Source organism: Aliiroseovarius sp. S1123 (assembly GCF_023015885.1).
Lineage (GTDB): Bacteria > Pseudomonadota > Alphaproteobacteria > Rhodobacterales > Rhodobacteraceae > Aliiroseovarius.
This window is the reverse complement of record NZ_JALKBE010000003.1, coordinates 62819-87958: the sequence shown is the minus strand read 5'-3', so window position 1 is coordinate 87958 and position 25140 is coordinate 62819. Positions and strand designations below refer to the sequence as shown.

Below are 25140 nucleotides of genomic sequence, written 5' to 3'. Positions count from 1 at the left end.
GCCTCAACCGTTGCACACGCCCCCCTGACCCCATAGATAGAAGGCGAGCAGACAGAGGACTCCGCCATGACCACCCCGAAACCCGTTGTTTTGTGCATTCTGGATGGATGGGGCCTGCGCGAGGAGACCGCGTTCAACGCGCCCGCGCTGGCGAAGACGCCGAACTTTGATCGGCTTATGGCCACCTGTCCCAACAATACCCTGATCACCCACGGCCCCGATGTTGGCCTGCCCACCGGCCAAATGGGCAACTCCGAGGTCGGCCACACCAATATCGGTGCGGGCCGGGTGGTGGCGATGGATCTGGGGCAGATTGATCTGGCGATCGAGGATGGCAGCTTCTTCAAAAACGACGCCCTTCAAGAGTTCGCCGCGAAGGTCAAAGCCGCTGGCGGCACCGCCCACATCGCGGGCCTTGTCAGCCCCGGCGGCGTGCACAGCCACCAGAACCACCTTGTGGCCGCGGCGAAGGCGCTGACCGATGCGGGCCTCACGGTCGCCATCCACGCCATCACCGATGGGCGCGATGTGGCCCCGCAATCCGCCCGCCAACAGCTTGCCGCCTTCCAGTCCGATTTGCCTGAAGGCGCGCGAATCGTGACTCTGTCTGGCCGCTATTTCGCGATGGACCGCGACAACCGGTGGGAGCGTGTCTCGCTGGCGTACGAGGCGATCATGCACGGCACCGGGAACATCTTCAGCTCGGTCGATGCAGCGATTGCATCTGCGTATAACAACGAAACCACGGATGAATTCATCCGCCCGGTGATCATTGATGAACATGCTGGCCTGCAAGAAGGTGACGGGTTGTTCTTCATCAACTTCCGCGCAGACCGCGCCCGCGAGATCCTGCGCGCCATTGGCGAGCCGGACTTTGACGAATTTGCCGTAGGTACCCGCCCGATCCTGTCGGCACTTTTGGGCATGGTCGAGTATTCGGACGCGCACAACGCCTATATGACCACCTGTTTCCCGAAGCGCGAAATCGTGAACACGCTGGCGGAATGGGTTGCGAAGCACGGCAAGACCCAGTTTCACACAGCCGAGACCGAGAAATATCCGCATGTCACCTTTTTCCTGAACGGCGGCAAGGAAGACCCGGTCGAGGGCGAGACCCGCTATATGGCGGCGTCGCCCAAGGTCGCGACATATGACCTGCAGCCCGAGATGTCGGCCCCCGATGTGACCGAACATTTCGTGCAAGCGATCCATGACGGGTTTGACCTGATCGTCACCAACTTCGCCAACCCCGACATGGTGGGCCATACCGGAGACCTCGACGCGGCGATTGCAGCCTGTGAGGCGGTGGACGATGGTCTGGGCAAGGTGATCGCAGCTTTGGAAGAGGTCGGCGGCGCGATGATCGTTACCGCGGATCACGGCAATTGTGAAACCATGTGGGATGACGCCACAAATGGCCCCCACACCGCGCATACGACCAACCTTGTGCCGGTGGTTCTGATGGGCGGACCGGACGGGATCTCTCTGGCGCATGGGCGTCTGGCGGATCTGGCCCCAACGGTGCTGCAGCTGATGGGCCTTGAGAAACCCGCCGAGATGACCGGCGAAAGCCTGATCCGTTCGTGATCCTGCGCCGCGCCCTCCAGCCCCTTTTGGCGAGCCTTGCCCTTGCGGTGTGCGCTGGGCCTTTGTCGGCGCAAACCGACCCGACCCAGACCGCCCGCGCGGCGATGGAGCAGCTTGAGGCCGCAACCCTTGCCCTGCAAGAGGCGCAGAAATCGGGGGACCGCATCGCGGCCCTGACCCAGACCGTTCAAGCCTACGAGGAAGCTCTGTCCGCGCTGCGTGACGGATTGCGCCGGATCAATCTGCGCGAAGCTGCCTTGCAGGCGGCGTTCGAGGCTGAGCGCGACCGTCTGGGCCAGCTTCTGGGCGTGTTGCAAGCCATAGGGAAAGCGCCCGAGCCCGCGCTTTTGGTGCACCCGTCTGGCCCCCTTGGCACCGCGCGGTCCGGCATGATCCTGTCCGAGGTGACGCCCGCCCTGCAAGCGCAGGCCGAGGATTTGCGCGCCCGGCTGGAAGAACAACGCACCCTGCGCGCGCTGCAGGAAAACGCCGTCGAGACGCTGCAAACGGGACTGACTGGCGTGCAGGAAGCGCGGTTTGAACTGAGCCTTGCGCTTGCCCGCAGGACCGAACTGCCCCGCCGCTTCGTCGCGGACGAGGCACGGATGAAGACTCTTGTGGAAAGCGCCGATACACTGGCCAGCTTTGCCGAAGGTCTGATGTCAGACCCAAAAGCCACTGCCAGCGCCACCGCACTGCCCGATTTCGCATCCGTGCGCGGGCGGTTGGCGATGCCGGTTCTGGGCCGCGTGCTGCGCGGCTATGGCGAGCGTGACGCGGCAGGCATTCAGCGCCCCGGCCTGATTGTCGCGACGCGTCCCTTGTCCATCGTCACAACCCCGTGGCCCGCCACGATCCGCTACCTTGGCCCGCTGCTGGACTATGGCAACGTTGCCATTTTGGAACCCGGTGACGGCTATTTGCTGGTGCTGGCCGGGCTGGGGCAGCTCTACGGAGACGTTGGCGAAGTGCTGGCCCAAGGTGCGCCTGTCGGGCTGATGGGCGGGGCCGACCCGACCGTGAACTCCGGCGATGATCAAGCGTTTTTGATCGCTTCTGAGGAAGGAACTGGCGCAGAACGCTCGGAAACGCTTTATATAGAGCTAAGAAAAGACGGAAAGCCCGTGGATCCCACGACTTGGTTCGCGGCAGGCAAGGATTGATGGAATGAAGAAACTCGTAATGGCCGCGCTGGGCGGAACCTTGGCAGGCGCCATTCTGACCACACAGGTTGCCGGCCCCCTAGTCGCGCAAGACGCCAGCGAAAACGCAACGGTGTACGAGCAGCTTGACCTGTTTGGCGATATTTTCGAACGCATCCGCGCGCAATACGTGGAAGAGGTCGAGCCCGGCGATCTGATCGAAGCCGCCATCGACGGCATGCTGTCCTCGCTTGATCCGCATTCCAGCTATCTGTCGCCCAAGGATGCCGAGGATATGCGCGTGCAGACCCGTGGGTCGTTCGGTGGGCTGGGCATCGAAGTGACGCAGGAAGAGGGCTTCGTACGTGTCGTGTCGCCGATGGATGGCACGCCTGCCGATGACGCGGGTATGGCGACCGGCGACTATATCACCCATGTGGATGGCGAAAGCCTGCTGGGCCTGACGCTGGACGAGGCGGTGAACAAGCTGCGCGGACCGGTCGGGTCCGAGATCATCATCACCGTGGTGCGCGAAGGTGTGGACGAGCCCTTTGACGTCTCGATCATCCGCGACACGATCAAGCTGACCGCCGCCACCGCGCGCACCGTCGGCAATACGGTTGTGCTGCGCGTCACCACCTTCAACGATCAGACCTATCCCAACATGGCAGACGGTCTGGCCCGCGAGGTCGAAGCGCTGGGCGGGTTTGAAAATGTCGACGGCGTCGTGCTGGATCTGCGCAACAACCCTGGCGGTCTGCTGACCCAAGCCATCGCCGTGTCTGATGCCTTCCTGAACAGCGGCGAGATCGTGTCGACCCGTGGCCGCAACCCGGAAGAAAGCGAGCGTGTGAATGCTCAGAACGGCGATTTGGCCGAAGGCAAACCCATCGTGGTGCTGATCAACGGCGGCTCGGCCTCGGCGTCCGAGATTGTGGCAGGCGCTCTTCAGGATCACCGTCGCGCCATCGTCGTGGGCACGAAAAGCTTCGGCAAAGGTTCGGTTCAGACGGTGATGCCGGTGGCGTCCGAAGGGGCGATGCGCCTGACCACCGCGCGCTACTACACGCCGTCGGGCCGCTCGATCCAAGCGCTGGGCGTGTCGCCCGACATCGTCGTAGAACAGCCGCCGCGTCAGCCGGAAAGCGAAGACGGAGACGAGGATAACGGCCGTCAGCGCAGCGAAGCCGACCTGCGCGGCAGCCTGAACAATGACAGCCTGTCCGACGATGAACGTCGCAAGATCGAGGAAGAACGCGAAGCCGCCGAAGAGGCCGCCAAGCTGCGTGACGATGACTTCCAACTGTCCTACGCCGTCGATCTGATCAAGGGCCTGGCGACGATCAAGACGGACGATTGATCGCTGTCGCATGAACATCAAGGGCCGCCCTCTCGGGTGGCCCTTTTCCTTTGGCGTCCCTCTCGTTAGGGTCGCAAAAAAAACGAGGCCCAGATGACCCCCGAAGAGATCTTAAAACTTCCCTACCGCCCCTGCGTGGGCATCATGATTCTGAACATGGACGGCAAGGCCTTCGTCGGCCAGCGTCTGGACGCGCCCAAGCTGGGCACGCAGACCGCGTGGCAGATGCCTCAGGGTGGGGTGGATGATGGCGAAGACCCGCGCGACGCCGCTTTGCGCGAACTGTGGGAGGAAACCGGCATCACCGCAGACCTTGTGACGATCGAGGCCGAGCTGCCCGATTGGCTGCCCTATGACCTGCCCCATGACATCGTGCCCAAGATCTGGAAGGGGCGCTATCGCGGCCAGAAACAGCGTTGGTTCCTTCTGCGCTTCCACGGTGACGACGCGCAAGTGAACATCGAAACTGACCACCCTGAATTCAGCCGTTGGCAATGGATGGCCGCAAACGAGGTCGTCGATAATATCGTTCCCTTCAAACGCGAAATCTATGCCAAGGTAATGGAAGGATTTCGGGAGTATTTGTGATGCGTGCTTTGTTACTGGCGATTGTGATGGCGGTGCCTACTGCGGCCTCGGCCCTGTCGTGTCGGCCCTACAACGCCATCGCCGCGTTTAACGATGCAGCAGATTCGGATGACGCCTACGTCGTCGCCCACGGCACGCTGCGCTTCGATGAAAGCAAGCTGCCCAAGGTGGATTGGGACCATCAGGAAGACGTCAAGCCGGACAACTTCCTGACCGGGCGTATCGACGGCCAATCCCTGACGCGCGCCGGGTTTACCGCGCAATTCGTGCGCGATATCGACATCAACGTAATGTGTGCTGGCCCGTGGTGCGCGGGGCTGAGTAACGGGGAAGATTATCTGGTCTATCTAAAGAAGGTGGGCGACAGCTATCTGCTGGAAACCAACCCGTGTGGAGGGATGGCCTTCCAAGACCCGGACGCAGGCACCCTGTCCAAAGTCACGGCCTGCTTGCAGGGCAAACGCTGCGACCCAGATTTGCCTCGGCGCTAGACCGCCCGCGCTTTCACCCTTCGCAAACGCGCGAAACCCTCTATAAGGGCGGCAAATCCATGCTGCCCGGAGTCCCTCATGTCTTTTGATCGTTCCATCAAGATCGCGCCGTCGATCCTTTCTGCTGATTTCGCCAATTTTGGCCAGGAAATCCAAGCCATCGAAGCGCAAGGTGCCGACTGGGTACACGTGGATGTGATGGACGGCCATTTCGTACCGAACCTGACATTCGGCCCGCCCGCCGTGAAAGCCTTCCGTCCGCATGTGAAAACCTTCATGGACGTGCACCTGATGATTGCCCCCGTCGATCCCTATATTCAGGCCTATGCCGATGCCGGCGCCGACATGATCGTCGCCCATTACGAGGCCGGCCCCCACCCGCACCGCACCTTGCAAGCCATCAAGGCCACCGGTGCGAAAGCAGGCATCAGCCTGAACCCGGGCACGCCTGCCTCGGTGATCGAACACCTTCTGCCGCTCTGCGATATGGTGCTGGTGATGAGCGTGAACCCCGGTTTTGGTGGTCAGAAGTTCATCCCGTCCTCGGTCGAGAAAGTGCGTCAAGTGCGCGAGATGATCGGCGATCGCGACATCCACATCCAAGTGGACGGCGGCGTTGACCCGACCACCATCGGCCCGCTGGTCGAAGCCGGCGCCGACTGCTTCGTCGCAGGCTCGGCGGTCTTCAAAGGCGGCTCGGTCGACACGCCCGAGGTCTATGGCGACAACATCCGCGCGCTGCGCGACGCCGCTGCCGCCGTGCAAGGCTGACCTCTTTTTCTTGTCGAAAATATCCCCGCCGGAGGCTTAAAACCCCCCGGCGGGGCGCGTTCTCTTTTTGCTAGAACAACACATGCGAATGTGACAATCTATCCGGAACTGATTTCCGGAGGATCCCATGTTTCGCATCACCACCGCCATCCTGACCTGCCTCGCCCTGCCTGCGCTTGCGGATGAAAACATCGCCGACCAGTACCCGGACTCGGCCCTCTATGAAAAGCCGGTCGAGGTCATCCCGGACGTCTGGTCCGCCATCGGTGCAACCGCGCCGCCCACCTATGAAAACGTGGGCCATAACAACAACTTGTCGTTCATCGTGACGGGCGACGGGGTAATCGTGGTGAACGCGGGTGCGAACTATAAACTGGCCGAGGCGCTGCATTCTGAAATCAAGGCCATCACCGACCAGCCCGTGAAGCTCGTGATCAACGAGAACGGTCAGGGTCACGCGATGCTGGGCAACAACTATTGGATTAATCAGGGCGTCGAGGTTCTGGCCCATGTGGATGCCGCCCATGAGTTCGAGGAATACGCCGGTCAGCTTTTCGAAGGTATGAAGCGCTATGCGCAGGAAAACTGGGAAGGCACCGAGCCGATGGGCCCGACCCGCACGTTTGAGGACAAAGAGGTCATCACGATGGGCGATAAAACCATCGAGGTGCTCTATTCCGGCCCCGCCCACAGCCCCGGCGACATTCAGGTCTGGCTGCCCGAAGACAGCCTGATGATCGCCGGCGACATGGCCTTTCACAATCGTATCCCGCCGATTTTCGAAGACACCTGCACCAGCTGCTGGATCGAAACATGGGAGACCGTCTTTGCCCCTATCGGCGCGACCTATGTGATCCCGGGCCACGGTTACCCGACCAATATGGCGCAAGTGGAAGAGCACACGATCGGGTACCTCAAGCACCTGCGCGGCGAGATTGGCAAGCTTCTGGAAGATGGCGGTACGCTGGACGAAGCTTACTACGTCGACCAGTCCCCCTTCGCCCATCACGATACGTTCGGGGAACTGGCCACGAAGAATGCGGGTCAGGTCTTTGCCGAGATGGAGTTTGAATAGGCGCGGCTAGAAAGGGGCTCTGCCCCTCGCGCTGCGCGCTCACCCCGGGATATTTCTGACAAGAAAAAGCGTAGGGGTCAGGCGGAGGGGGCGAGTCCGTTCAGCAAGGCGAGTGTTGCGAACCCATCCGGGATCAAACCTATGTCATTCTGATAGGCCCGTAGGGCCATGCGCGTGTTCGGGCCGGTGAACCCGTCGGCCCCTTGCGTGTCATACCCGGCAGCGGTCAGGCGCAATTGGAGCTGGGCCATCTGACCGCGGGTCAGGGGCGGCAGGCCCTCGGGGCAAGGGGTGATCTTGGCGCGCGAGCCGGCCAGCCGATCCGACAGATACCCAACTGCGATGCCGTAAGCCTCGGCCCGGTTATATGTCAGGATCACATGGAAGTTGTGATTGACCACGAATGCCGGACCGGTGGCGCCAGAGGGGCACAGCACGGATGCATCGCCATAATCCGGCAGGGCCGTTCCCTCCATCGTGCGCACGCCCATCCCGTTCAGATCGGAAATGGACAGGCGATGTTCGGGGCCCGTCAGTGTGAAGTCAAACCCGTCAGCCAACCGCGCTTCGATCCCCCAAGGCTGGCTTTCATGCCAGTCATGCCGGGCCAGATAGTTGGCAATCGACGCCAATCCATCTGTCGGATCTTTTGACCAGATATCTGATTTGCCGTCATGGTCATGATCCACCGCAAAATTCAGAAAGCTTGAGGGCATGAACTGCCCATGCCCCATCGCACCGGCCCAGGATCCGAGCATTGCATCTGCATCCACATGTCCCCCGTCAATGATTGACAGGGCCGTTGTCAGTTCGGTTTCAAAGAATTCCGCGCGGTGGCCGTTATGGGCCAGATTGCCCAGTGCGGTCAGAACCGAATGCGCGCCCCGCACCCGGCCATAGTCGGTCTCGACCCCCCAGATCGCCAGAATGACCTGAGGATCGACATGATAAGCTTCGGCTATCTCGTTCAGGATCTGTCGCTGGTTGCGAAACGTAGCGCGGCCTTTGCTGACCCGATCAAGCGTGACGACGCGGTCAAGATACTGGGAAATATTCAGGGCGAACTCGGATTGATTGCATTGCTGCTCGTGAATGCTGGGATCGAGCACCAGATAAGGCATCGCGCGATCTAGGGTTTCTTGCGAAATCCCCGACTGCGTTGCCTTTTCGATGTAGCCTTCCCGCCACTGATCAAAGCGTTTCTCTGCGTCCCCAAATGCTTCTGTCACAATCGACCTCGCCATCCCAACCGACGTTACCGCCGGGATCGTTTCACCTTTCGATTGAGTTTGGCTTTTTTTCGCGCATTGTTCACGGGTTTTCTGTGTCCAGATTTCCCCCCTTTGCGGGCTGATGTGCGGGGCAGCTTGCGGCCTTCGACCTCTAGCATCTCTAACGCCAACCCGCCGGTGGTGGGAATGGCTTCGGTCAGGCGCACGACAACGCGCTGACCCAGCCCAAGGGTGAAGTTCGACCGCTCGCCGGTCAGGGTTTGATCGTCGGCGTTGTAGCGGAAGTATTCGTTGCCCAGCGTGCTGAGAGGTACCAGCCCATCCGCGCCGCTTTCATCCAGCTTCACGAACAGTCCAAACCGCGCAATGCCAGACACGCGGCCAGTGAACTCGCCGCCCACGCGTTCGGACAGATAGGCCGCCAGATAGCGGTCGGTCGTGTCGCGTTCTGCCAACATCGAGCGTCGCTCGGTTTCCGAGATATGTTTTGCGGTCGCTTCCAGCGTTTCCACGTCCTGCGGCGACAACCCGTCATCCCCCCAGCCATGCCCGGACACCAGCGCGCGGTGCACGATCAGGTCGGAATAGCGCCGGATGGGTGATGTGAAATGCGCGTAGGATTTCAGCGACAGCCCGAAATGCCCGAAGTTTTCGGGGTAGTAATAGGCCTGAGTCATCGACCGCAGGGTCGAGATGTTGATCAGCTCATCAAACTCGCTGCCTTCGGCCTGCGCCAGCAGGTTGTTTAGGTGCCGGGTCTGCAAAACCTGCCCCTTGGCCAGCGTAAAGCCGGATGCCTGTGCAACCTCGCGCAGGGCCTCCAGTTTTTCGGGGCTGGGCTCTTCGTGGACACGGAACAGAAGCGGGCGCTTCAGGCGCATCAGCTCTTCCGCGGCCGAGACATTGGCGAGGATCATGAATTCTTCGATCAGCTTATGCGCATCAAACCGTTCAGCAAAATCGATCGAGGCGACCTTGCCGTCCTCGCCCAGTACGATCTTGCGTTCGGGCAGGTCCAGGTCCAGTGGTTGTCGTGCCGCGCGGCCCAGTTTGGCGGACCGATAGGCGGCATAGAGCGGCGCGATGACGTCCTCCATCAGGGGCGCGCATTTCTCGTTCGGTTGGCCGTCTTGGGCGGCCTGCACCTCGGTATAATTCAGCGAGGCATGGGACTGCATCAGCCCGCGAATGAAGCTGTGGCTTTTCTTGTTGCCCTGCGCGTCCAGCACCATACGCACCGCCAGACAGGCGCGCGGGACACCTTCGTGCAGGCTGCACAGATCGCCCGACAGGCGGTCGGGCAGCATAGGTACCACGCGGTCCGGGAAGTAGCTGGAGTTGCCGCGCTTGCGTGCCTCGTTATCCAAGGCCGAACCGGGTGTCACGTAGTGCGCCACATCGGCAATCGCGACCCAAACCACGTGACCGCCGGGGTTTCCGGGGGTATCGTCGGCATGGGCATAGACCGCGTCATCATGGTCGCGCGCATCCGAAGGGTCGATGGTGATCAGCGGCAGGTGCCGCAGGTCTTCACGGTTCTTCAGGCCCGCGGGTTTCTGGGCATCAGCTTCCTCGATCACGCGATCTGGGAAAGCGTCGGGGATGCCGTGCTGGTGGATTGCGATCAGGCTGACCGCCTTGGGTGCGGTTGGGTCGCCCAGACGGGCCACGATCCGCGCACGGGGCAGGCCCATGCGCGATTTGGGGCCCGAGCGCTGCGCCTCGACCAACTCTCCATCCTTGGCGCCATCCTCGTCGCCGGGGGCAACCATCCATTCCTTATCCGCACCCTTGTCGATAGGCACGATCCGCCCACCTTCCGATCCTTTGCGGAAGATGCCCAGAATGCGTTGGGGGTTGGTGCCGATGCGCCGGATTAGGCGGCCTTCATAGGCGTGAGATTCGTCTTTAACCTCGGTAAGGCGGGCCAGAATACGTTCGCCTTCCGCCAGTGCGGGGTCGCCGTCTTTCGCTACCAGAAGCACGCGGGGGGCCGCGCCCTCGCCGGTCCATTCGGTAGGATAGGCAAACAGATCGCCATCGGCGTCTGGGCCTTTGACACTCAGAACAGAGACCGGCGGCAGCTTGTCAGCGTCGCGATAGGTCTTCTTGCGTTTCTGCAGATGACCCTCGGCTTCGAGTTCTTTCAGGATGCGTTTCAGGTCGATCCGGGCCGCCCCACGAATGCCAAAGGCCCGCGCTATGTCGCGCTTCGCGGTCTGGGTGGGGTTTTCCGAAATCCAGTCCAGAATGGCTTTCTTGGTGGGCAGTTTGCTCATGCGAAATAATCCTGGATGATGCGGCTGTAGATGGATTTGAGCTGCGGGATCAGGGCGACTTCGACCCGTTCGTCCACCGCATGCATGGTTTTCCCGACAAGGCCGAATTCGACCACCGGGCAGTGATATTGCACGAAACGCGCGTCCGATGTGCCGCCGGAGGTGGAGGCCTCGGGCACCAGTCCCGTTTCTGCTTGCACGGCGTTCGAGATCAGCTCGGACAGCTCACCCGGAGGCGTCACGAAGCTTTCGCCCGAAACGGTTACGACCATTTCGATATCCACGCCGGTGTCGTTGCCGACGCGCTCGGCTTCGGCCTGCAACCACTTGGTCAGGCTGTCCGAGCTGTGGGCATCGTTGAAGCGGATGTTCACCGTGGCGCGGCATTCGGCGGGGATCACGTTGGTGGCAGGGTTTCCGGTGTCGATCGTGGTGACGGCCAGCGTCGAGGCGTCGAAGTGATCGGTGCCTCTGTCCAGCTCATGCGCGGCAAGGTCGGCCATCAGGCGGGCCAGCGCGGGCACCGGGTTCAGCGCGCGATGCGGATAGGCTGCGTGGCCCTGCACGCCGCGGGCGGTGAAGTACGCGGTCATCGACCCACGCCGCCCGATCTTCATCATCTCGCCCATTTCGTTGGGGCAGGTGGGTTCGCCGACAATGCAGTCGGTCATCTTCTCGCCCTGTGCCTCCATCCAGTCCAGAATGGCGACGGTGCCGTCAGTGGCCGGGCCTTCCTCGTCACCCGTGATGGTGATCACCAAGGACGCATCCTCGGGCGCGTGGCGGGTGAAATCCACGGCGGCGGCCACCCACGCGGCCACGCCTGATTTCATGTCGGTCGCACCCCGGCCATAAAGGTATCCGTCACGGATTTCCGCGCCGAAGGGATCGACGCTCCATGCGCCGACATCGCCGACTGGCACCACATCGGTGTGACCGTTGAAGCCCAGCGTGCGCGCGTTCTTCGACCCCCAGCGGGCAAACAGGTTCGATACCTCGCCCCGATCCACACGGGTGCAGGTGAAGCCCGCACCGGTCAGAATGCCCTCAAGCAGCGTCAAAGCTCCGCCTTCGTCCGGCGTGACCGACGCGCAGCGTACAAGTCGTTGGGTCAGGTCCACAGGATCTAGCGGGGCAGGTTGGGTCGTCGTCATCACATTCTCCATTCCCCCCACCCTTAACAGGTGCCGCGACCGGTGGAAACGTCCCTTGCCTGCGAAACCTTGCCCGTGAGGCGTCACTGTGCCCTGTCGCGCTGGACCCTGCGCCACGCTGCCGCTAACCTGCCTGCAAATTGCAACCCCTGATTGGAGCGCCCGATGCGTAAACTCCTGTTCCTTCTGTGCCTTTTGCCACTTGCAGCCTGCGTCGACATGGATTTGACCCTGAAGATCGACGGCGATAACGCGACCGTTTCGTCGACGGTGACGATGGGTCCGGAAGGTTATCAGATGATGGCATCCAGCGGCGAGGACATGTGCGCGGATGGTGTCGGCACGATGCTGGACAACGGCGACTATCAGTGCACGACCGAGATGTCGGGTACGGTTGATGAAATGATCGCCGAGCTGGAAGCCTCGAAAGAAGGGATGGACCCGGACCAGACCGCCAAAATCGAGAAGCTGGAGGACGGCAACCTGCGGGTCTCGTTCGATTTGGCCGAGATGAAAGCCAGCGTTGCGGAAGGTGGTATGGACCCCGGTATGCTGGCGATGATGCAGCAGATGTTGGTGGGGCGGAACCTGACCTTTACGATCGAAGGTCAGATCGTCGAAACCAATGGCACGCTGTCGGACAGCGGGGACATGGCAACGCTGATCATTCCCTTGGACAAGTTCGCGATGCAGGATCCGTCGATCCCGGACAGCTTTGTCACGATCGTGACGCCCTAACGCGTTATCCGATCAGAGACGCGATGACGCCCGGCAATTCGTCGGGCGTTTTGACGTGGGCATCCGCGTCGGACATGTCGTCCTGCCCGCCATAACCCCAATCCACCGCGATGAACGCCATGTTGTTGGCGCGGGCTGCCTTCAAGTCATAGTGCCGGTCCCCGATCATCACACAGCGCGCGGGGTCGTCTTTGGTAATCGTCAGCGCGTGGGCCAAAAGCTCGGCCTTGTCATTGCGGGTGCCGTCCAGCTCGGGGCCGAACTCGTGCGCCATGTGCTGGGCCAGTCCGAAATGCGCGGTGATCTTGCGGGCGTAGGCGTGGGGCTTGGCGGTCGCAATGCTCATCTTATGGCGCGTCGACAGATCGTCCAGCACGGCCAGAATGCCGTCATAAACGGTGCAATCATACATGCCACCGCCGTGATTATAGTACTTGCGGTAGGCGTCGAGCGCGGCGTTTGGGTCCGGGGCGCCGAGCTTTTCGAAGCTCCATAAGAGCGCCGGGCCGATCACCCATTCAAGATCGTCTGCGCTGGGTGCAGGCAGGCCAAGATCATGCAACGCCTTGATCACGCTGCCGGTGATGCCCGGCTTGGGATCCGTCAGCGTGCCATCCAGATCCCAAAAGATCATTGCAGGGGCCGCTTTTCGTCGTCGTAAAACGGGGTCATCTGAGCGACGATCACGCTGTTCTCGGCCAATGCGCGGCCCATCAGTTTGCGTTCCTCGGCGGGGATGTCGTGGCCCTCGGCCAGACGGTCATCCAGAGATCCGTATCCGCTGACATCCAGCGGGGCCAAATCGGCCTGCTTCAGAATGGCAACGGTCTCGCGCACGGCCTCGGCCTCGTCCACGCCGGATGCATAGCACACCAGCGCAGCCCCCGTGGCACCCTCGGGCAGGCCGTCATCGTCTTTCCGTCCCACCTCAACCAGCAGTGTATACACTTTGTGAGGCTTCTTGGTTTTGGTTGTCTTGGTCATGAAAAAAGGGGTGCCAGAACGCCACGGAAAGCACAAGTGTCAAACGCTAACAGTTGGAAGTTTGCGCCGGTCGCGGTATGTGGGAAGTGTAGTTTTGGGGAAAGCGCGATGATTGCACAAAGGCTCCGCCACTTGGCCGCTGTGTGTCTGGCAACAATCTGTATGGCCACGGTGTCATATGCTCAGGCATCTGATCTGGAATTTGTAACGGTCGAGAGGCCTCCTTTCGCGATGTCCGGCGAGGATGCGCCAACTGGGTTTGCCGTCGATCTGATGACCGCCATCGCCACCGAGATGGGGCAGACAGTCAGCTTCGAGATCGCCGATAGCTTCCCCGAGATGTTGCAGATGGTCGAATCCGCACAGGTCGATGGGGCGATTGCCAATATATCAATCACGCGTGACCGGGAAGCCCGTATGGATTTCTCGCAGCCGATCTATCACGGCGGTCTACGCATCATGGTGCCGCGCGATCAGGCTGCGGTCAGCATTTGGTCCACGCTGATCAGTCTTGATCTGGCGCTGGCCATTCTGGCCGCCTTCGCGCTTTTGCTGGGCGGCGGGATGCTGATGTGGTACTTCGAGCGCGACAAGCAGCCTTACTTCGAGGGCGACGCCAAACAGGCCATGTTTCCCGCGTTCTGGTGGGCGCTGAATCTGGTGGTGAATGGTGGCTTCGAAGAGCGCATGCCGCGGTCGATCTTCGGGCGGCTGTTCGGCACGTTCCTTGTGATCTCAAGCCTGTTTGTCGTGTCGGTCTTCGTCGCCCATATCACTGCGTCCATCACAGTCAGCGCGATTTCGGGCTCGATCCATTCGGTGACCGATCTGGACGGAAAACGCGTCGGTACGACCGAAGGCTCCACCGCGTCGATCTTCCTGGAAGATCGCGGCATGGTCTATTCGGGCTATGACTCGTTGGATGCTTTGCTTGGCGATTTCGAGCAGGGCGAGCTGGACGCCGTCATCTTTGACGGTCCCATTCTGGCCCACTATGCCCAGAATGAAGGTGCCTATTATGGCGAGGTGCTGGACAGCGTATTCCGCCCGGAAAGCTATGGTATCGCGCTTCCGACCGGCACGCCTCTGCGCGAAGACATCAATGTCGCGCTTTTGCGCCTGATCGAAACCGGCGTCTATTCAGATCTGTCCGTAAAGTGGTTCGGCGGCCCGCGATAACCATCGCATGACCGCCGAATACAGGTTTCAGGCCCGCCAAGGTGCGGGCCGAAAGTCGTAAGATTAGTCGCGCAGCAGCTCGTTGATGCCCGTTTTCGAGCGGGTCTTGGCGTCCACGCGTTTCACGATCACAGCGCAGTACAGGTTGACGCCGTTCTTCGACGGCATCGAGCCAGCCACAACGACCGAATAGGGCGGTACTTCGCCATACATCACTTCGCCGGTTTCGCGGTCGACGATCTTGGTCGACTGGCCGATGAACACGCCCATGCCCAGAACCGAGCCTTCGCGCACGATGCAGCCTTCGACGACTTCCGAACGCGCGCCGATAAAGCAGTTGTCTTCGATGATGGTCGGGCCGGCCTGCATGGGCTCAAGCACGCCACCGATGCCAACGCCACCCGACAGGTGCACGTTTTTGCCGATTTGGGCGCACGAACCCACGGTGGCCCAAGTGTCGACCATGGTGCCTTCATCAACGTGAGCACCAAGGTTCACAAATGACGGCATCAGGACCACGCCCGGTGCGATATAGGCCGACTTTCGTACAACGGCGTTCGGTACGGCGCGGAAGCCAGCAGCTTTCCACTGGTTGTCGCCCCAGCCTTTGAACTTCGAGTCGACCTTGTCCCACCAGCCGCCGCCTTGCGGACCGCCCGCGTGCTCTTCCATATCTTTGATGCGGAAACCCAGCAGCACGGCCTTTTTGGCCCACTGGTTTACGTGCCAGTCGCCGTTTTCCAGCTTCTCGGCTACGCGCAGTTTGCCGCTGTCCAGAGCGTTCAGCGTGTCTTCGATGGCTTCGCGAGTTTCACCGGTGGTGGCGGGGGTAATCGTGTCGCGCGCCTCCCAGGCGGCTTCGATGGCGGCTTCCAATTGGGCGTTCGACATGTCGGTATCTCCGTAGGCGCGTCAATGTTCCACAAGGGCTATAAGGCCCACGCCCCTTTTTCGCAACGATGATTGGGCCGGGTGCGCCCATCTGCGGCGACAAGCCTCTCTCAAGCGACGTTTTCATCGCGGGAAGGTGACCATCAGGCTCTGGTCCTTGCGGCTCAAAGCCGTTACGCCTTGGGGTAGAGACGCAGAAAGTGACAGGACCAGTGCCATGAAAGACGACCGCAACCATCCGCTTCGTGACAGTCATCAGGACCGCGAAACCGCGCATCAGACGCCCGATACAGCACAGACCCGCGCGCCAGCCTACAGGCTGGCCTATGACGATCAGGATTTCATGTGCCGCGACGAGTTGCGCCCGGTGCGCTTGCAGCTGGAACTTCTGAAGCCCGAACTGATGATGCAGGAATATGGCGTGGAAAGCACCGTGGTCCTGTTCGGCGGCGCGCGCATTCCCGAACCGTCGAAAAAGGACGGCGCCCGCACCCAGACTTTGGCCGACCTGTCCAAGTTCTATGACGAAGCGCGCGAGTTCGCCCGGCTGCTGACCCTGCGCTCGAAGGTGAATGGCCATCGCGAGAACGTGGTCGTCACCGGCGGCGGCCCCGGCGTGATGGAGGCTGGCAACCGCGGCGCAGAAGACGCGGGCGGTGTTTCCATCGGCTTGAACATTGTGCTGCCGCATGAGCAGGCGCCGAACGAATACGTGACGCCCGACCTGTGCTTCAACTTCCACTATTTCGCCATCCGCAAGATGCATTTCCTGATGCGCGCCGAGGCGATCGCCATCTTCCCCGGCGGCTTCGGTACACTGGACGAGCTGTTTGAAAGCCTGACCCTGATCCAGACCGGCCGCATGAAGAAGGTGCCGATTCTGCTGTTTGGCCGCGACTTCTGGACCAAGATTGTGAACTGGGAGGCCCTGTCCGACGCCGGCACCATCAGCGCCGAGGATCTGGAGCTGTTCAAGTTCGTCGAAACCGCACAGGAAGCTGTGGACGCGATCGACAACTGGCCAAGCCGCGAGGCGCGGGACGAACTTCCGGGACGGTAAGTCGATCCACCTCATCCCAGCAAGAAATCAGGACACAGTATGCAAGACACGCCCTCCAAGTCCCGTCCGCCCTTTTCGATTGACGAGGACCGCCCCTCGGATTGGTTCGAGCCACTTTACTCGGGCGCGAGCAAAAGCGGAGACGGTGTGCCGTGGGCCAATATGGCGACTCATCCGTCTTTTGCGCTGTGGTTAGAGGCGCATCCGGTATCCGGTGAAGGGCAGACCGCGCTTGTCGTTGGCTGTGGCTTGGGGGATGACGCAATCGAGCTTGAGGGCCGGGGGTTTACAGTCACGGCGTTTGATGTGGCCGCATCCGCAATTGATCTTTGCAAACAGCGGTTTCCGGACAGCACCGTCAAGTTTCTGCAAGCGGATTTGCTGGAGGATCAGCCGGATTGGCGCCGTGCTTTTGACTTCGTGCTTGAGATCTTCACGGTGCAAGCTCTGCCTCCGAAATACGAGGAGCAGTTGATTAAAAGCATCTCGGATTTCGTCGCGCCCGGTGGCAAGTTGCTTGTGGTCGCCGAAGTCAGCGACGCGCAGCGCGATTTTGCGAAAGGCCCGCCATGGGTGTTAACCCGCGATCACGTTGAGGCATTTGTCGCCTGTGGGCTGGAGCTGGTGGACACGGTAATCGAGACCCGCGGCGCGCATGTGGGTAAGGCGACTTATGTAAGTGAGTTTAGAAGGCGATAAGCCATCGCGGGCTGGAACGTGTAGACTGTCAACCGCTGATCAGCTCTTTATCGTTCTTGATATGCCGTTCGACCATGCGCTTGATTTTCTTGTTGGACGGCACCAAAGCGGCGGGGCCATGTAGAGCGATCCGTTCAAGCACCTCGGGGAACAGGGTCGCGATTTCCTCGACCGCCTCGGGTGATAGGGATTTCAGTGCCTCCGGCCCGGTGAACAGGCTTTCGGCCGGGGCGCCGTTTGCCAGCAGGATCTCGTGCTCATCCAGAAGGATGTGGAAATACTCCAGCGCGCGGGGTTGGTCTTCGACCGCGATGCCTGTGCATCCGACAAGCTTGATGGCGGGGATCAGCACCTCTTTCGTTCCAAACATGCGTTCGGCGACCTTGGAGCGGATCAGGATCCTGTGCTGGCGGCTGACCAGCAGGTCGCGTTCCGGCAGCTGGTTGCCCAAGGCACCTGCACGGATGCGCACGGGGCGCAATTTCGGGGCGTGTAGCATTTCGAACATCGAGACTTCGCGGCGTCCGATCCAGCGGATCTCGCGGCTGTCGCCATTGGCGGTCAGAACCTTGTCCCCTTCGGTCAGCGTTTCGATCCGCTGTGGGCCGGTGGGGGTGGCGATCCGTGTCCCCGTGGCGAAGCAGACAATGGCCGACACATCCGCCTCGAAATGGTTCGACATCGCAGCGCGAATGGAGGTAACGTTCTGGCCTTCGGTGAAGGTTGTGGTGCCGTCGGTCGAATAAAGCGTACCCGACACACCACCATCGCGATACAGATACCCTGAATCGCCAATATCATTGCCATCGCCAGATACCGCTGCATCCCACTCGTCATTCGAAATGAACCCGTCGCCGTCGAAATCCTCGACGGTAATGACCACCGCAGTGGCATTGACAGAATCTACATACCAATCACCGGTTGACTTAGAAACATATGCAACAGTCCCCGGCGGAAACGTAAGCGTTAATGACGCCATGTTTATACCCCGCACACACTCACTCTCTCTGGGATTGAGCCCACCTCTCCCCAGTACTCAGAAAGCAACTTCATTTAGCCAATTGAACATGTGTCTGTCAAATTTCCCTTAAAAATCACCTAAATCTGCCGGAGAACCCCAAAAGGGTGAGCGTTCTCAGCCGGTCAGTTCGACACAGGATCCGTGGTCGGTGTCGTTCACCAGCCCTTTGACAAACATTTCATAGGTCAGTTTCCCGAAGTCGATCGTGAAGGTCAGCACCGTGTCATCGTCGATCACCAGAAAGGTCTCGGCGGCAAGATCGTCGTTTTTGTCGTGCAACCCGTGCAGCACCTGCGCGTCTTTGGACAGGATGGGGGTGTCCAGATGTCCGTGGCGCCCTTCTTCATCCTGCCACAGCTTGATCACGCTGCCATCTTCAACCGAGGTACATTCGAACTTGCGGCCCGCGGCAAAGGCGGGGCTGGCGGTCAAAAGGATCAGGCTGCAAAAAACAGAGGTTTTCATGGGGCTCTCATGGGGATTGCGCATGCGTGTCGGACCGGGCGCCGAGAAGGCGCCGCGACGTGGAATGCGGGTGGTGTCAGTTTATGTGTTCGCGTTTCTCAGGCGCAGGCGCACCCGATACTTGGGGGTGTTAAATATCCCAAGTCACAGCAAGTCAACTGCAGGGTGTGTAAAAAGCTTGCAAACAACCAAGAGGGGGGGTTACCCCCTCAGGCCTGCCTCGGCTTCAATTTGCTTGCGCGATTTGCGTGCGCGTTCGGTGGCCGATTTCAGCTGACCGCAGGCGGCCATAATGTCTTCGCCGCGTGTCTTGCGGATCGGGCTGGCGTAACCGGCCTGATAGATGATGTTCGCAAAGGCGCGGATTCGGTTGTTGGACGACCGTTTATAGGGCGCACCGGGCCATTCGTTGAACGGGATCAGGTTGATCTTGGCCGGGATGTTGTGGCGCTTGATGTGCTCGATCAGGCGGTGTGCGTCCTCGTCCGAGTCATTCACGCCGTCCAGCATTACGTATTCAAACGTGATCCGCTCGCTGTTCGAGGCTTTGGGGTATGCCGACAGCGCGCCCAACAGTTCCTCGATATTCCAACGCTTGTTGATCGGAACCAGCACGTCGCGGACCTCGTCCGTGGTGGCGTGGAAGCTGATGGCCAACAGGCAGCCGATTTCTTGGGCAGTGCGGGCGATTTCTGGCACGACGCCACTGGTCGACAGGGTGATCCGGCGGCGCGACAGCTGGATGCCCTCGGGGTCCATCGCGATCTTCATCGCGTCGCGCACGTTGTCGAAGTTATAAAGCGGCTCGCCCATGCCCATCAGAACGATGTTCGACAGCAGGCGGGTTTCGTCTTTCGGTGCGCCGGGGACAGGCCATTCGTCCAGATCGTCGCGCGCCATCATGACCTGCCCGACGATTTCAGCGGCCGTCAGGTTGCGCACCAGTTTCTGGGTGCCCGTGTGGCAGAAGGAACAGGTCAGCGTGCAGCCAACTTGGCTGGAAATGCACAGCGTGCCGCGGCCTTCTTCAGGGATGTACACGACCTCGACCTCGTGCCCGCCGGCGATGCGGCAGAGGTACTTGCGGGTGCCGTCTTCAGACACCTGACGGGTCACGACCTCGGGGATCTCAATGGTGAAATGCTCGGCCAGTTGGGCACGGTATGCCTTGGCCAGATTGGTCATGTCGGCAAAGTCGCGTTTGCCCCACTGATAGATCCACTGCCAGATCTGACCGGTGCGCATCTTGGCCTGCTTTTCGGGGGTGCCCATCTCGATCAACGCATCACGCATTTGGTCGCGCGTCAGGCCCACGAGGTTGCGCTTGCCACCTTCGTCGGTCTTGCGGGGGATGGTCATCACATCCTGAGTGATCGGGGCCTTGGGGTCCATGTCGCGTTCCTTACTGTGCAAGGCGGCAGCTTATAGGGAAACACATATAGCTTGTCACGCGAAGGTTTTCACCCCCGCGTGGCAGATTGCCCGATTTGGATCAGGTTTAGTTGGCGCAGCGTTTTCCGGCTTCGTCCACGGCAGCGGTGAAGCCCAGCAGGCTGAATGTGTCCTGCGTCTTGGTGCCGCGCGCGGATTGCGCCGACAGAACCGCATTGGCTCCGCCCTTCATCGACGTGATGATCTTTGCATCATCGGCAGGGCTGGCCGCCCAGGCCCATTCGCCGTCGGTGAACAACTGATAGCTGTTGCTGCCGATGGTCAGATCGACGGTCGAGCCGGGCGCGAAAGGATAGCCGCCGGTGAACGACACTTCACCCTTCACATTGCTGCTCGGGCGATAGCTGACGAACAGCAGGATGTCGCTGCGTTTCACCGCAACGGCACGGCCGTTTTTGGTGTTCACGGTTTCCTTCGGGCTGGAGACGCTCCAGCACTCGGTCGGGTTATTTTCGACGAAAACGCTCCAATCGGTGTTTGCCGACACCCGGTTCGAGCTTTCTTGCGCCATGACACCTGTCGCTGCCATCGACAGGCCAAAGGCGCCAATTGCACCCAAGATCAAACGATTCATGTCTAATACAGCCTCCGCTGCCTCTGCCTCGGACCGTTGCGCTGCCCCCGGCCATCTTAAGTGGCTCTTGACCAAACCGCTCAGGTCGTTTCCATGTCTGCACGCGCAGTCTAGCGCCAAAAGACAGGGTAATGAAAGCCCCGGTGGCGGATTTCCGCGTGTTTCCGGGCTGAAGGAGAGCGATATGGGTAAGGCAGAGCGTCTGGTCGAGGTCTGGCGCGGCGACATTCTGGAAAGCCAGCACCGGGGGCACGCGGTTGTCGTCGATAAAACCGGCGCGATTGTGCACGCGTGGGGTGACCCAGATCAGGTGATTTTGCCGCGGTCTTCGGCCAAGATGTTGCAGGCGTTGCCGCTGGTGGAAAGCGGGGCTGCGGATGCGGCCGGACTGACAACCGAGCAGTTGGCCCTGTCCTGCGCGAGCCATCAGGGTGCGGCCATTCACACTGATCGTGTCTCGCGGTGGCTTGCAGATATGGGGCTTGGGAATGACGATCTGTGCTGTGGCCCGCAATGGCCTGCCGACAAGCCTGCCAAGGTGGGTCTGATCAAGACCGATGATAGCCCCTGCCGCATTCACAACAACTGTTCGGGCAAGCATGCGGGGTTCCTGACGCTGAGCCGCCATATGGGGGTGAGCGACCCGGAATATGTCGCGGTGGATCACCCCATTCAGGTGGCGATCAAGCAAGCGTTCGAAGAGGTCACGGGTGAGGCCAGCCCCGGCTTCGGTATCGACGGCTGCTCGGCCCCGAACCACGCCAGCACCCTTCTGGGCATGGGCCGCGCCATGGCCGGCTTTGCGTCCGCGAGGGAAAGCGGCGACGCGCGCCAGAAGGCATCCGTTCGTCTGCGCGAAGCCATGATGCTGCACCCCGAGCTTGTCGCCGGTGAAACCCGCGCCTGTACCGAACTGATGCGCGCGGCCCCCGGCAAGGTGGCCCTGAAAACCGGGGCCGAGGCGTTCTTTGTCGCGATTATCCCCGAGCTTGAGATGGGGGTTGCGTTGAAGATCGAGGACGGTTCGACCCGGGCGTCTGAATGCGCGATTGCGGCGATCTTGGTGAAGCTGGGCGTGCTGGATCCCGCACATCCGGATGTAAAGAAGCGTCTGAACCCGGATGTCCTGAACTTCGCGGGACTGAACACGGGTTTCATCCGCCCGTCCGAGGCTGTGTTGGCGGTATAAGGGGCTTTGCCCCCGTGTGAAGCCCGCGTGGGCTTCACACTCCCCCAGGATATTTGGAGCAAGAAAAAGCTATAGAAGATCGGTGATCAGCTTCAACGCCATGGCGGATGAAGCGATCACCAGCAGCGGCTTGATCAGCTTGGCGCCGATGTGCGAGGCGAGCGAGGAGCCGACGTAGGCGCCTGCCATTTGGGCTGCGCCCATCGCCAGTCCGACTAGCCAAAGCGGGGAGAGGACGAGCAGGAATCCGGCCAATCCGCCTACGTTTGAGGCAAAGTTCAGAAGCTTCGTGTGGGCTGTGGCTTTCAGGATGCCGTGGCCCGCCATGGCGACGAAGGCCAGCATGTAGAAGGCGCCTGCACCCGGTCCCAAGAGGCCATCATAGAACGCGACCAGTGGAACGAAGGTGAGCGAGAACAGAGCTGGTGTCAGTCGTTGGTGACGATCCACGTCGTCCAAGCCCGGTTTCAGCGCGAAAAAGAGCGCGATTGCCACCAGCAAAACGGGCAGCACCATGCGGATCAGCTCGGTCGGCAGGGCGTTGACGGACAGCGCGCCCAGAAGGGCGGCGACAAAGGCAATGAGCGCGGATTTCAACTGCCTGCGCAGGTTCACGTGGCCTTTGCGCGCATAGGTCACCGCTGCCATGCCTGCGCCGAACAGCCCCTGCACCTTGTTGGTGGCCAGCGCCGTCACCGGCGGCACACCCGCGATCAACAGGGCCGGGACGGTGATCAGACCACCTCCGCCTGCGATGCTGTCGATGAACCCGGCGACAAACCCTGCGGCCAGCAGGATGATTAGGATTTCTGCTGAAAACTCAGCCATCTACGAAGTCTGACTGCGCATAGCCCTGAATGTATAGCAGCGCCGTCAGGTCGCCGTGGTTGATGCGGATATCGCATTCGGCCGCGACGGATGGCTTGGCGTGCAGCGCCACGCCAGCACCCGCCAGATCGAGCATGCCAAGGTCGTTCGCGCCGTCGCCCACAGCCATCACGTCGTCATGGGACAGGCCAAGGCGGGCGGTGATCTCTCTCAACGCCTGCACTTTCGCTTCGCGGCCCAAAATGGGCATGCCCACCGTGCCGGTCAGCGCGCCACCGTCGACGTTCAGCGTGTTGGCGCGGTTTTCGTCAAAGCCCAGCGTGGCGGCGACATGTGCAGTGAAGGCGGTGAAGCCGCCGGACACCAGCGCGGCATAGGCACCGTTGGCTTTCATGGTGGACAGCAGAGCCTTGCCGCCCGGCATCAAGGTGATGCGGTTGGCCAGCACGTCGCCGATGACGCTTTCCGGCAGACCTTTCAAAAGTCCAACACGCTCGGTCAGGGCACCTTCGAAATCCAGCTCGCCGTTCATGGCGCGGGCGGTGATGTCTTTCACACGCTCGCCCACACCTGCCTCGTCCGCCAGTTCGTCAATGCATTCCTGCTGGATCATGGTCGAGTCCATATCCGCCAGCAGCATCTTCTTTTTGCGCCCCTCGGCAGGCAGAATGATCAGGTCGACACCCATTTTCTGCAGGTCGCCCCACACGTCCCAACGATTGTCGGGCAGAGCGTCCAGCGAAAACTCGGTTGCTTCGTCCGGGGCCAGCCAGTCCGCGTCGCCGCCGCCCCACGCGTTGCGCAGGCTTTCGACCAAAGCGGGCTCGAGGTTGCGGGCAGAGGGCGATGCGATCAGCGTGGCGAAATACATGGGGCGGGCCTTTGTTGGGCAGATTAAAGCTTCCCGTTTCATGCGGCAGATCACGCCTGTTTCACAAGGCCGAATCCGAAGAATTGCGGCGCCAGCAGCGTGAAATCCCCGTTTCCAGCCGCGTCGCAAGTTTCCGATAGTGGTCATTCTGCGCCCGTTTTCGACCTATCGAATGTTAATTCCGACGCTTTTTTGCTTGTGCAGCATCAAAACGCGCCTTAATTCGGTCAGTGGGACACCCCTCCCCAACGAGGGGCGCTTTATCTGGAAGGATAGCATCGATGGCTATTTCGAAACCGGCAACGCGGCCGGCAAACCCGCGTTTCTCCTCTGGCCCCTGCGCCAAACCCCCCACATGGAATCTTGATGCCCTGGCTGACGCCGCCTTGGGTCGCTCGCACCGTGCCGCCATCGGCAAGGACAAGCTGAAAGCGGCCATCGAAGGTACGCGCGAAGTGCTGGGCATCCCCGCTGATTACAAGATCGGCATCGTTCCTGCGTCGGACACCGGCGCGGTTGAAATGGCACTGTGGTCGCTTCTGGGCGCCCGCGGGGTCGAGATGCTGGCTTGGGAATCGTTCGGCTCGGGCTGGGTCACCGATGTTGTGAAACAGCTGAAACTGGACGCCGTCGCCAAGACCGCCGATTACGGCCAACTGCCTGATCTGGCGTCCGTCGATTTCACCAATGATGTTGTCTTTACGTGGAACGGCACCACCTCGGGCGTGCGCGTTCCGAACGGTGACTGGATTGCGGATGACCGCGAAGGCTTGACCATCTGTGACGCGACCTCGGCCGCGTTTGCGATGGACCTGCCGTGGGACAAGCTGGATGTGACCACGTTCAGCTGGCAGAAAGTTCTGGGCGGCGAGGCGGCTCACGGCATTCTGATCCTGAGCCCCCGCGCTGTTGAGCGTCTGGAAAGCTACACGCCTGCTTGGCCGCTGCCGAAAATCTTCCGCCTGACCAAAGGTGGGAAGCTGATCGAGGGTATCTTTACCGGTGCGACCATCAACACGCCGTCGATGCTGGCTGTCGAAGATTATCTGTTCGCGTTGGACTGGGCGCGTTCGGTTGGCGGGCTGGAAGGCCTGATCCACCGCGCAGATGCCAACACCAAGGCCGTCGCCGACTTTGTCGAGATGCGCGATTGGGTCGACTTCCTTGCTGAAGATGCGACCACGCTGTCGAACACCTCGGTCTGCCTGAAGTTCACCGACGATCGCATCAAGGATGGCGCCACGTTCGCCAAGGCTGTTGCCAAGCGTCTGGAAGCTGAAGGTGTTGCACTGGACGTTGGCGCCTATCGTGACGCCCCTGCCGGTCTGCGCATCTGGTGTGGCGGTACGGTCGAGACGTCGGACGTCGAGGCTCTGATGCCGTGGCTTGATTGGGCGTTCAACGCCGAAATCGCAGCTCAGTAAACATATTTCGGGCAGGGAATTTTCTTCGAAGAAAATTCGTCGGAGTTTTCAAAAACTCCGGTGCCCCGCTCTCTAAAATAAGGACC

General features: G+C 60.9%; 25 protein-coding genes. 13 read left to right on the top strand and 12 right to left on the bottom strand.

What is annotated here, in order from left to right; genetic code table 11:
- The first annotated feature begins 66 nt into the window (after nt 1-66).
- The 7 genes from gpmI (at nt 67) to MWU53_RS07205 (ending at nt 7014) form a co-directional block, all read left to right on the top strand.
- The gene (gene gpmI / locus MWU53_RS07235) at nt 67-1587 is read left to right on the top strand and encodes a 2,3-bisphosphoglycerate-independent phosphoglycerate mutase (RefSeq protein ID WP_247091951.1); all 1521 of its coding nucleotides are present in this window, start codon (nt 67-69) and stop codon (nt 1585-1587) included.
- Nucleotides 1584-2750: a peptidase M23 gene (locus MWU53_RS07230; RefSeq protein WP_247091950.1), complete on the top strand. Its 1167-nt coding sequence runs from the start codon at nt 1584-1586 to the stop codon at nt 2748-2750. Before gpmI ends, MWU53_RS07230 begins: the two co-directional genes overlap by 4 nt.
- A gap of 4 nt (nt 2751-2754) precedes the next feature.
- A complete protein-coding gene (locus MWU53_RS07225) occupies nt 2755-4089 on the top strand; it encodes a S41 family peptidase (protein WP_247091949.1) in 1335 nt (444 codons plus the stop codon).
- 93 nt (nt 4090-4182) lie between these two features.
- Nucleotides 4183-4677, top strand: a complete 495-nt coding sequence (locus MWU53_RS07220) for an RNA pyrophosphohydrolase (RefSeq protein ID WP_247091948.1) — start codon at nt 4183-4185, stop codon at nt 4675-4677.
- Complete coding sequence (locus tag MWU53_RS07215; protein WP_247091947.1) at nt 4677-5168, top strand: hypothetical protein; 492 nt, start codon at nt 4677-4679, stop codon at nt 5166-5168. The genes MWU53_RS07220 and MWU53_RS07215 overlap by 1 nt, the downstream gene beginning before the upstream one ends.
- A 78-nt stretch (nt 5169-5246) precedes the next feature.
- On the top strand, nt 5247-5939 hold the full coding sequence (gene rpe, locus MWU53_RS07210) for a ribulose-phosphate 3-epimerase (protein ID WP_133485049.1): 693 nt from the start codon (nt 5247-5249) through the stop codon (nt 5937-5939).
- A gap of 127 nt (nt 5940-6066) precedes the next feature.
- Nucleotides 6067-7014: an MBL fold metallo-hydrolase gene (locus tag MWU53_RS07205; RefSeq protein WP_247091946.1), complete on the top strand. Its 948-nt coding sequence runs from the start codon at nt 6067-6069 to the stop codon at nt 7012-7014.
- A gap of 77 nt (nt 7015-7091) precedes the next feature.
- Here the strand turns inward: MWU53_RS07205 and MWU53_RS07200 are convergent, their stop codons facing one another.
- The 3 genes from MWU53_RS07200 to dapE are packed head-to-tail and all read right to left on the bottom strand — an operon-like array spanning nt 7092 to nt 11679.
- A complete protein-coding gene (locus MWU53_RS07200) occupies nt 7092-8243 on the bottom strand; it encodes a lytic murein transglycosylase (protein ID WP_247091944.1) in 1152 nt (383 codons plus the stop codon).
- Between the two features lie 26 nt (nt 8244-8269).
- On the bottom strand, nt 8270-10525 hold the full coding sequence (gene rnr, locus MWU53_RS07195) for a ribonuclease R (RefSeq protein WP_247091942.1): 2256 nt from the start codon (nt 10523-10525) through the stop codon (nt 8270-8272).
- The gene (gene dapE / locus MWU53_RS07190) at nt 10522-11679 is read right to left on the bottom strand and encodes a succinyl-diaminopimelate desuccinylase (protein WP_247091940.1); all 1158 of its coding nucleotides are present in this window, start codon (nt 11677-11679) and stop codon (nt 10522-10524) included. The genes rnr and dapE overlap by 4 nt, the downstream gene beginning before the upstream one ends.
- A gap of 165 nt (nt 11680-11844) precedes the next feature.
- Between dapE and MWU53_RS07185 the strand changes: the two genes are divergently transcribed.
- Nucleotides 11845-12417, top strand: a complete 573-nt coding sequence (locus MWU53_RS07185) for a hypothetical protein (protein WP_247091939.1) — start codon at nt 11845-11847, stop codon at nt 12415-12417.
- A gap of 4 nt (nt 12418-12421) precedes the next feature.
- Here MWU53_RS07185 and MWU53_RS07180 read toward each other — a convergent pair whose 3' ends face one another.
- Nucleotides 12422-13051, bottom strand: a complete 630-nt coding sequence (locus MWU53_RS07180) for an HAD hydrolase-like protein (protein WP_247091938.1) — start codon at nt 13049-13051, stop codon at nt 12422-12424.
- Nucleotides 13048-13401, bottom strand: a complete 354-nt coding sequence (locus MWU53_RS07175; protein ID WP_247091937.1) for a hypothetical protein — start codon at nt 13399-13401, stop codon at nt 13048-13050. Before MWU53_RS07175 ends, MWU53_RS07180 begins: the two co-directional genes overlap by 4 nt.
- 162 nt (nt 13402-13563) lie before the next feature.
- Between MWU53_RS07175 and MWU53_RS07170 the strand changes: the two genes are divergently transcribed.
- Entirely contained in the window at nt 13564-14580 is a 1017-nt protein-coding gene (locus MWU53_RS07170) for a transporter substrate-binding domain-containing protein (RefSeq protein ID WP_247091936.1), read from the top strand.
- 63 nt (nt 14581-14643) lie between these two features.
- Here the strand turns inward: MWU53_RS07170 and dapD are convergent, their stop codons facing one another.
- On the bottom strand, nt 14644-15471 hold the full coding sequence (dapD, locus tag MWU53_RS07165; protein WP_247091935.1) for a 2,3,4,5-tetrahydropyridine-2,6-dicarboxylate N-succinyltransferase: 828 nt from the start codon (nt 15469-15471) through the stop codon (nt 14644-14646).
- A 217-nt stretch (nt 15472-15688) separates the two neighbouring features.
- Here dapD and MWU53_RS07160 point away from each other — a divergent pair, with 217 nt between their 5' ends.
- Both MWU53_RS07160 and MWU53_RS07155 read left to right on the top strand, forming a co-directional pair.
- Complete coding sequence (locus MWU53_RS07160) at nt 15689-16531, top strand: TIGR00730 family Rossman fold protein (protein ID WP_247091934.1); 843 nt, start codon at nt 15689-15691, stop codon at nt 16529-16531.
- A 39-nt stretch (nt 16532-16570) separates the two neighbouring features.
- Nucleotides 16571-17230 (top strand): class I SAM-dependent methyltransferase, encoded by a 660-nt coding sequence (locus MWU53_RS07155; protein ID WP_247091932.1) that lies wholly within the window; start codon nt 16571-16573, stop codon nt 17228-17230.
- Nucleotides 17231-17258: 28 nt separating this feature from the next.
- Here MWU53_RS07155 and MWU53_RS07150 read toward each other — a convergent pair whose 3' ends face one another.
- From MWU53_RS07150 to MWU53_RS07135, 4 genes are all read right to left on the bottom strand, one after another.
- On the bottom strand, nt 17259-18113 hold the full coding sequence (locus tag MWU53_RS07150) for a Hint domain-containing protein (RefSeq protein ID WP_247091930.1): 855 nt from the start codon (nt 18111-18113) through the stop codon (nt 17259-17261).
- A gap of 252 nt (nt 18114-18365) precedes the next feature.
- Nucleotides 18366-18716 (bottom strand): hypothetical protein, encoded by a 351-nt coding sequence (locus MWU53_RS07145; RefSeq protein WP_247091928.1) that lies wholly within the window; start codon nt 18714-18716, stop codon nt 18366-18368.
- A 201-nt stretch (nt 18717-18917) separates the two neighbouring features.
- Complete coding sequence (gene rlmN, locus MWU53_RS07140) at nt 18918-20108, bottom strand: 23S rRNA (adenine(2503)-C(2))-methyltransferase RlmN (protein WP_247091926.1); 1191 nt, start codon at nt 20106-20108, stop codon at nt 18918-18920.
- Between the two features lie 106 nt (nt 20109-20214).
- The gene (locus MWU53_RS07135; RefSeq protein WP_247091924.1) at nt 20215-20742 is read right to left on the bottom strand and encodes an invasion associated locus B family protein; all 528 of its coding nucleotides are present in this window, start codon (nt 20740-20742) and stop codon (nt 20215-20217) included.
- 184 nt (nt 20743-20926) lie between these two features.
- Between MWU53_RS07135 and MWU53_RS07130 the strand changes: the two genes are divergently transcribed.
- Nucleotides 20927-21931, top strand: a complete 1005-nt coding sequence (locus MWU53_RS07130) for an asparaginase (RefSeq protein WP_247091922.1) — start codon at nt 20927-20929, stop codon at nt 21929-21931.
- A gap of 69 nt (nt 21932-22000) precedes the next feature.
- On the opposite strand, the gene MWU53_RS07125 is transcribed toward MWU53_RS07130, so the two are convergent.
- Both MWU53_RS07125 and serB read right to left on the bottom strand, forming a co-directional pair.
- On the bottom strand, nt 22001-22759 hold the full coding sequence (locus tag MWU53_RS07125) for a TSUP family transporter (RefSeq protein WP_247091920.1): 759 nt from the start codon (nt 22757-22759) through the stop codon (nt 22001-22003).
- Nucleotides 22752-23630 carry a phosphoserine phosphatase SerB gene (serB, locus tag MWU53_RS07120; protein ID WP_247091918.1) on the bottom strand — a complete coding sequence of 293 codons (879 nt, stop codon included), beginning with the start codon at nt 23628-23630 and terminating at the stop codon, nt 22752-22754. The genes MWU53_RS07125 and serB overlap by 8 nt, the downstream gene beginning before the upstream one ends.
- Before the next feature lie 281 nt (nt 23631-23911).
- Here serB and MWU53_RS07115 point away from each other — a divergent pair, with 281 nt between their 5' ends.
- The gene (locus MWU53_RS07115) at nt 23912-25054 is read left to right on the top strand and encodes a phosphoserine transaminase (protein ID WP_247091916.1); all 1143 of its coding nucleotides are present in this window, start codon (nt 23912-23914) and stop codon (nt 25052-25054) included.
- The last annotated feature ends 86 nt before the right edge of the window (nt 25055-25140 follow it).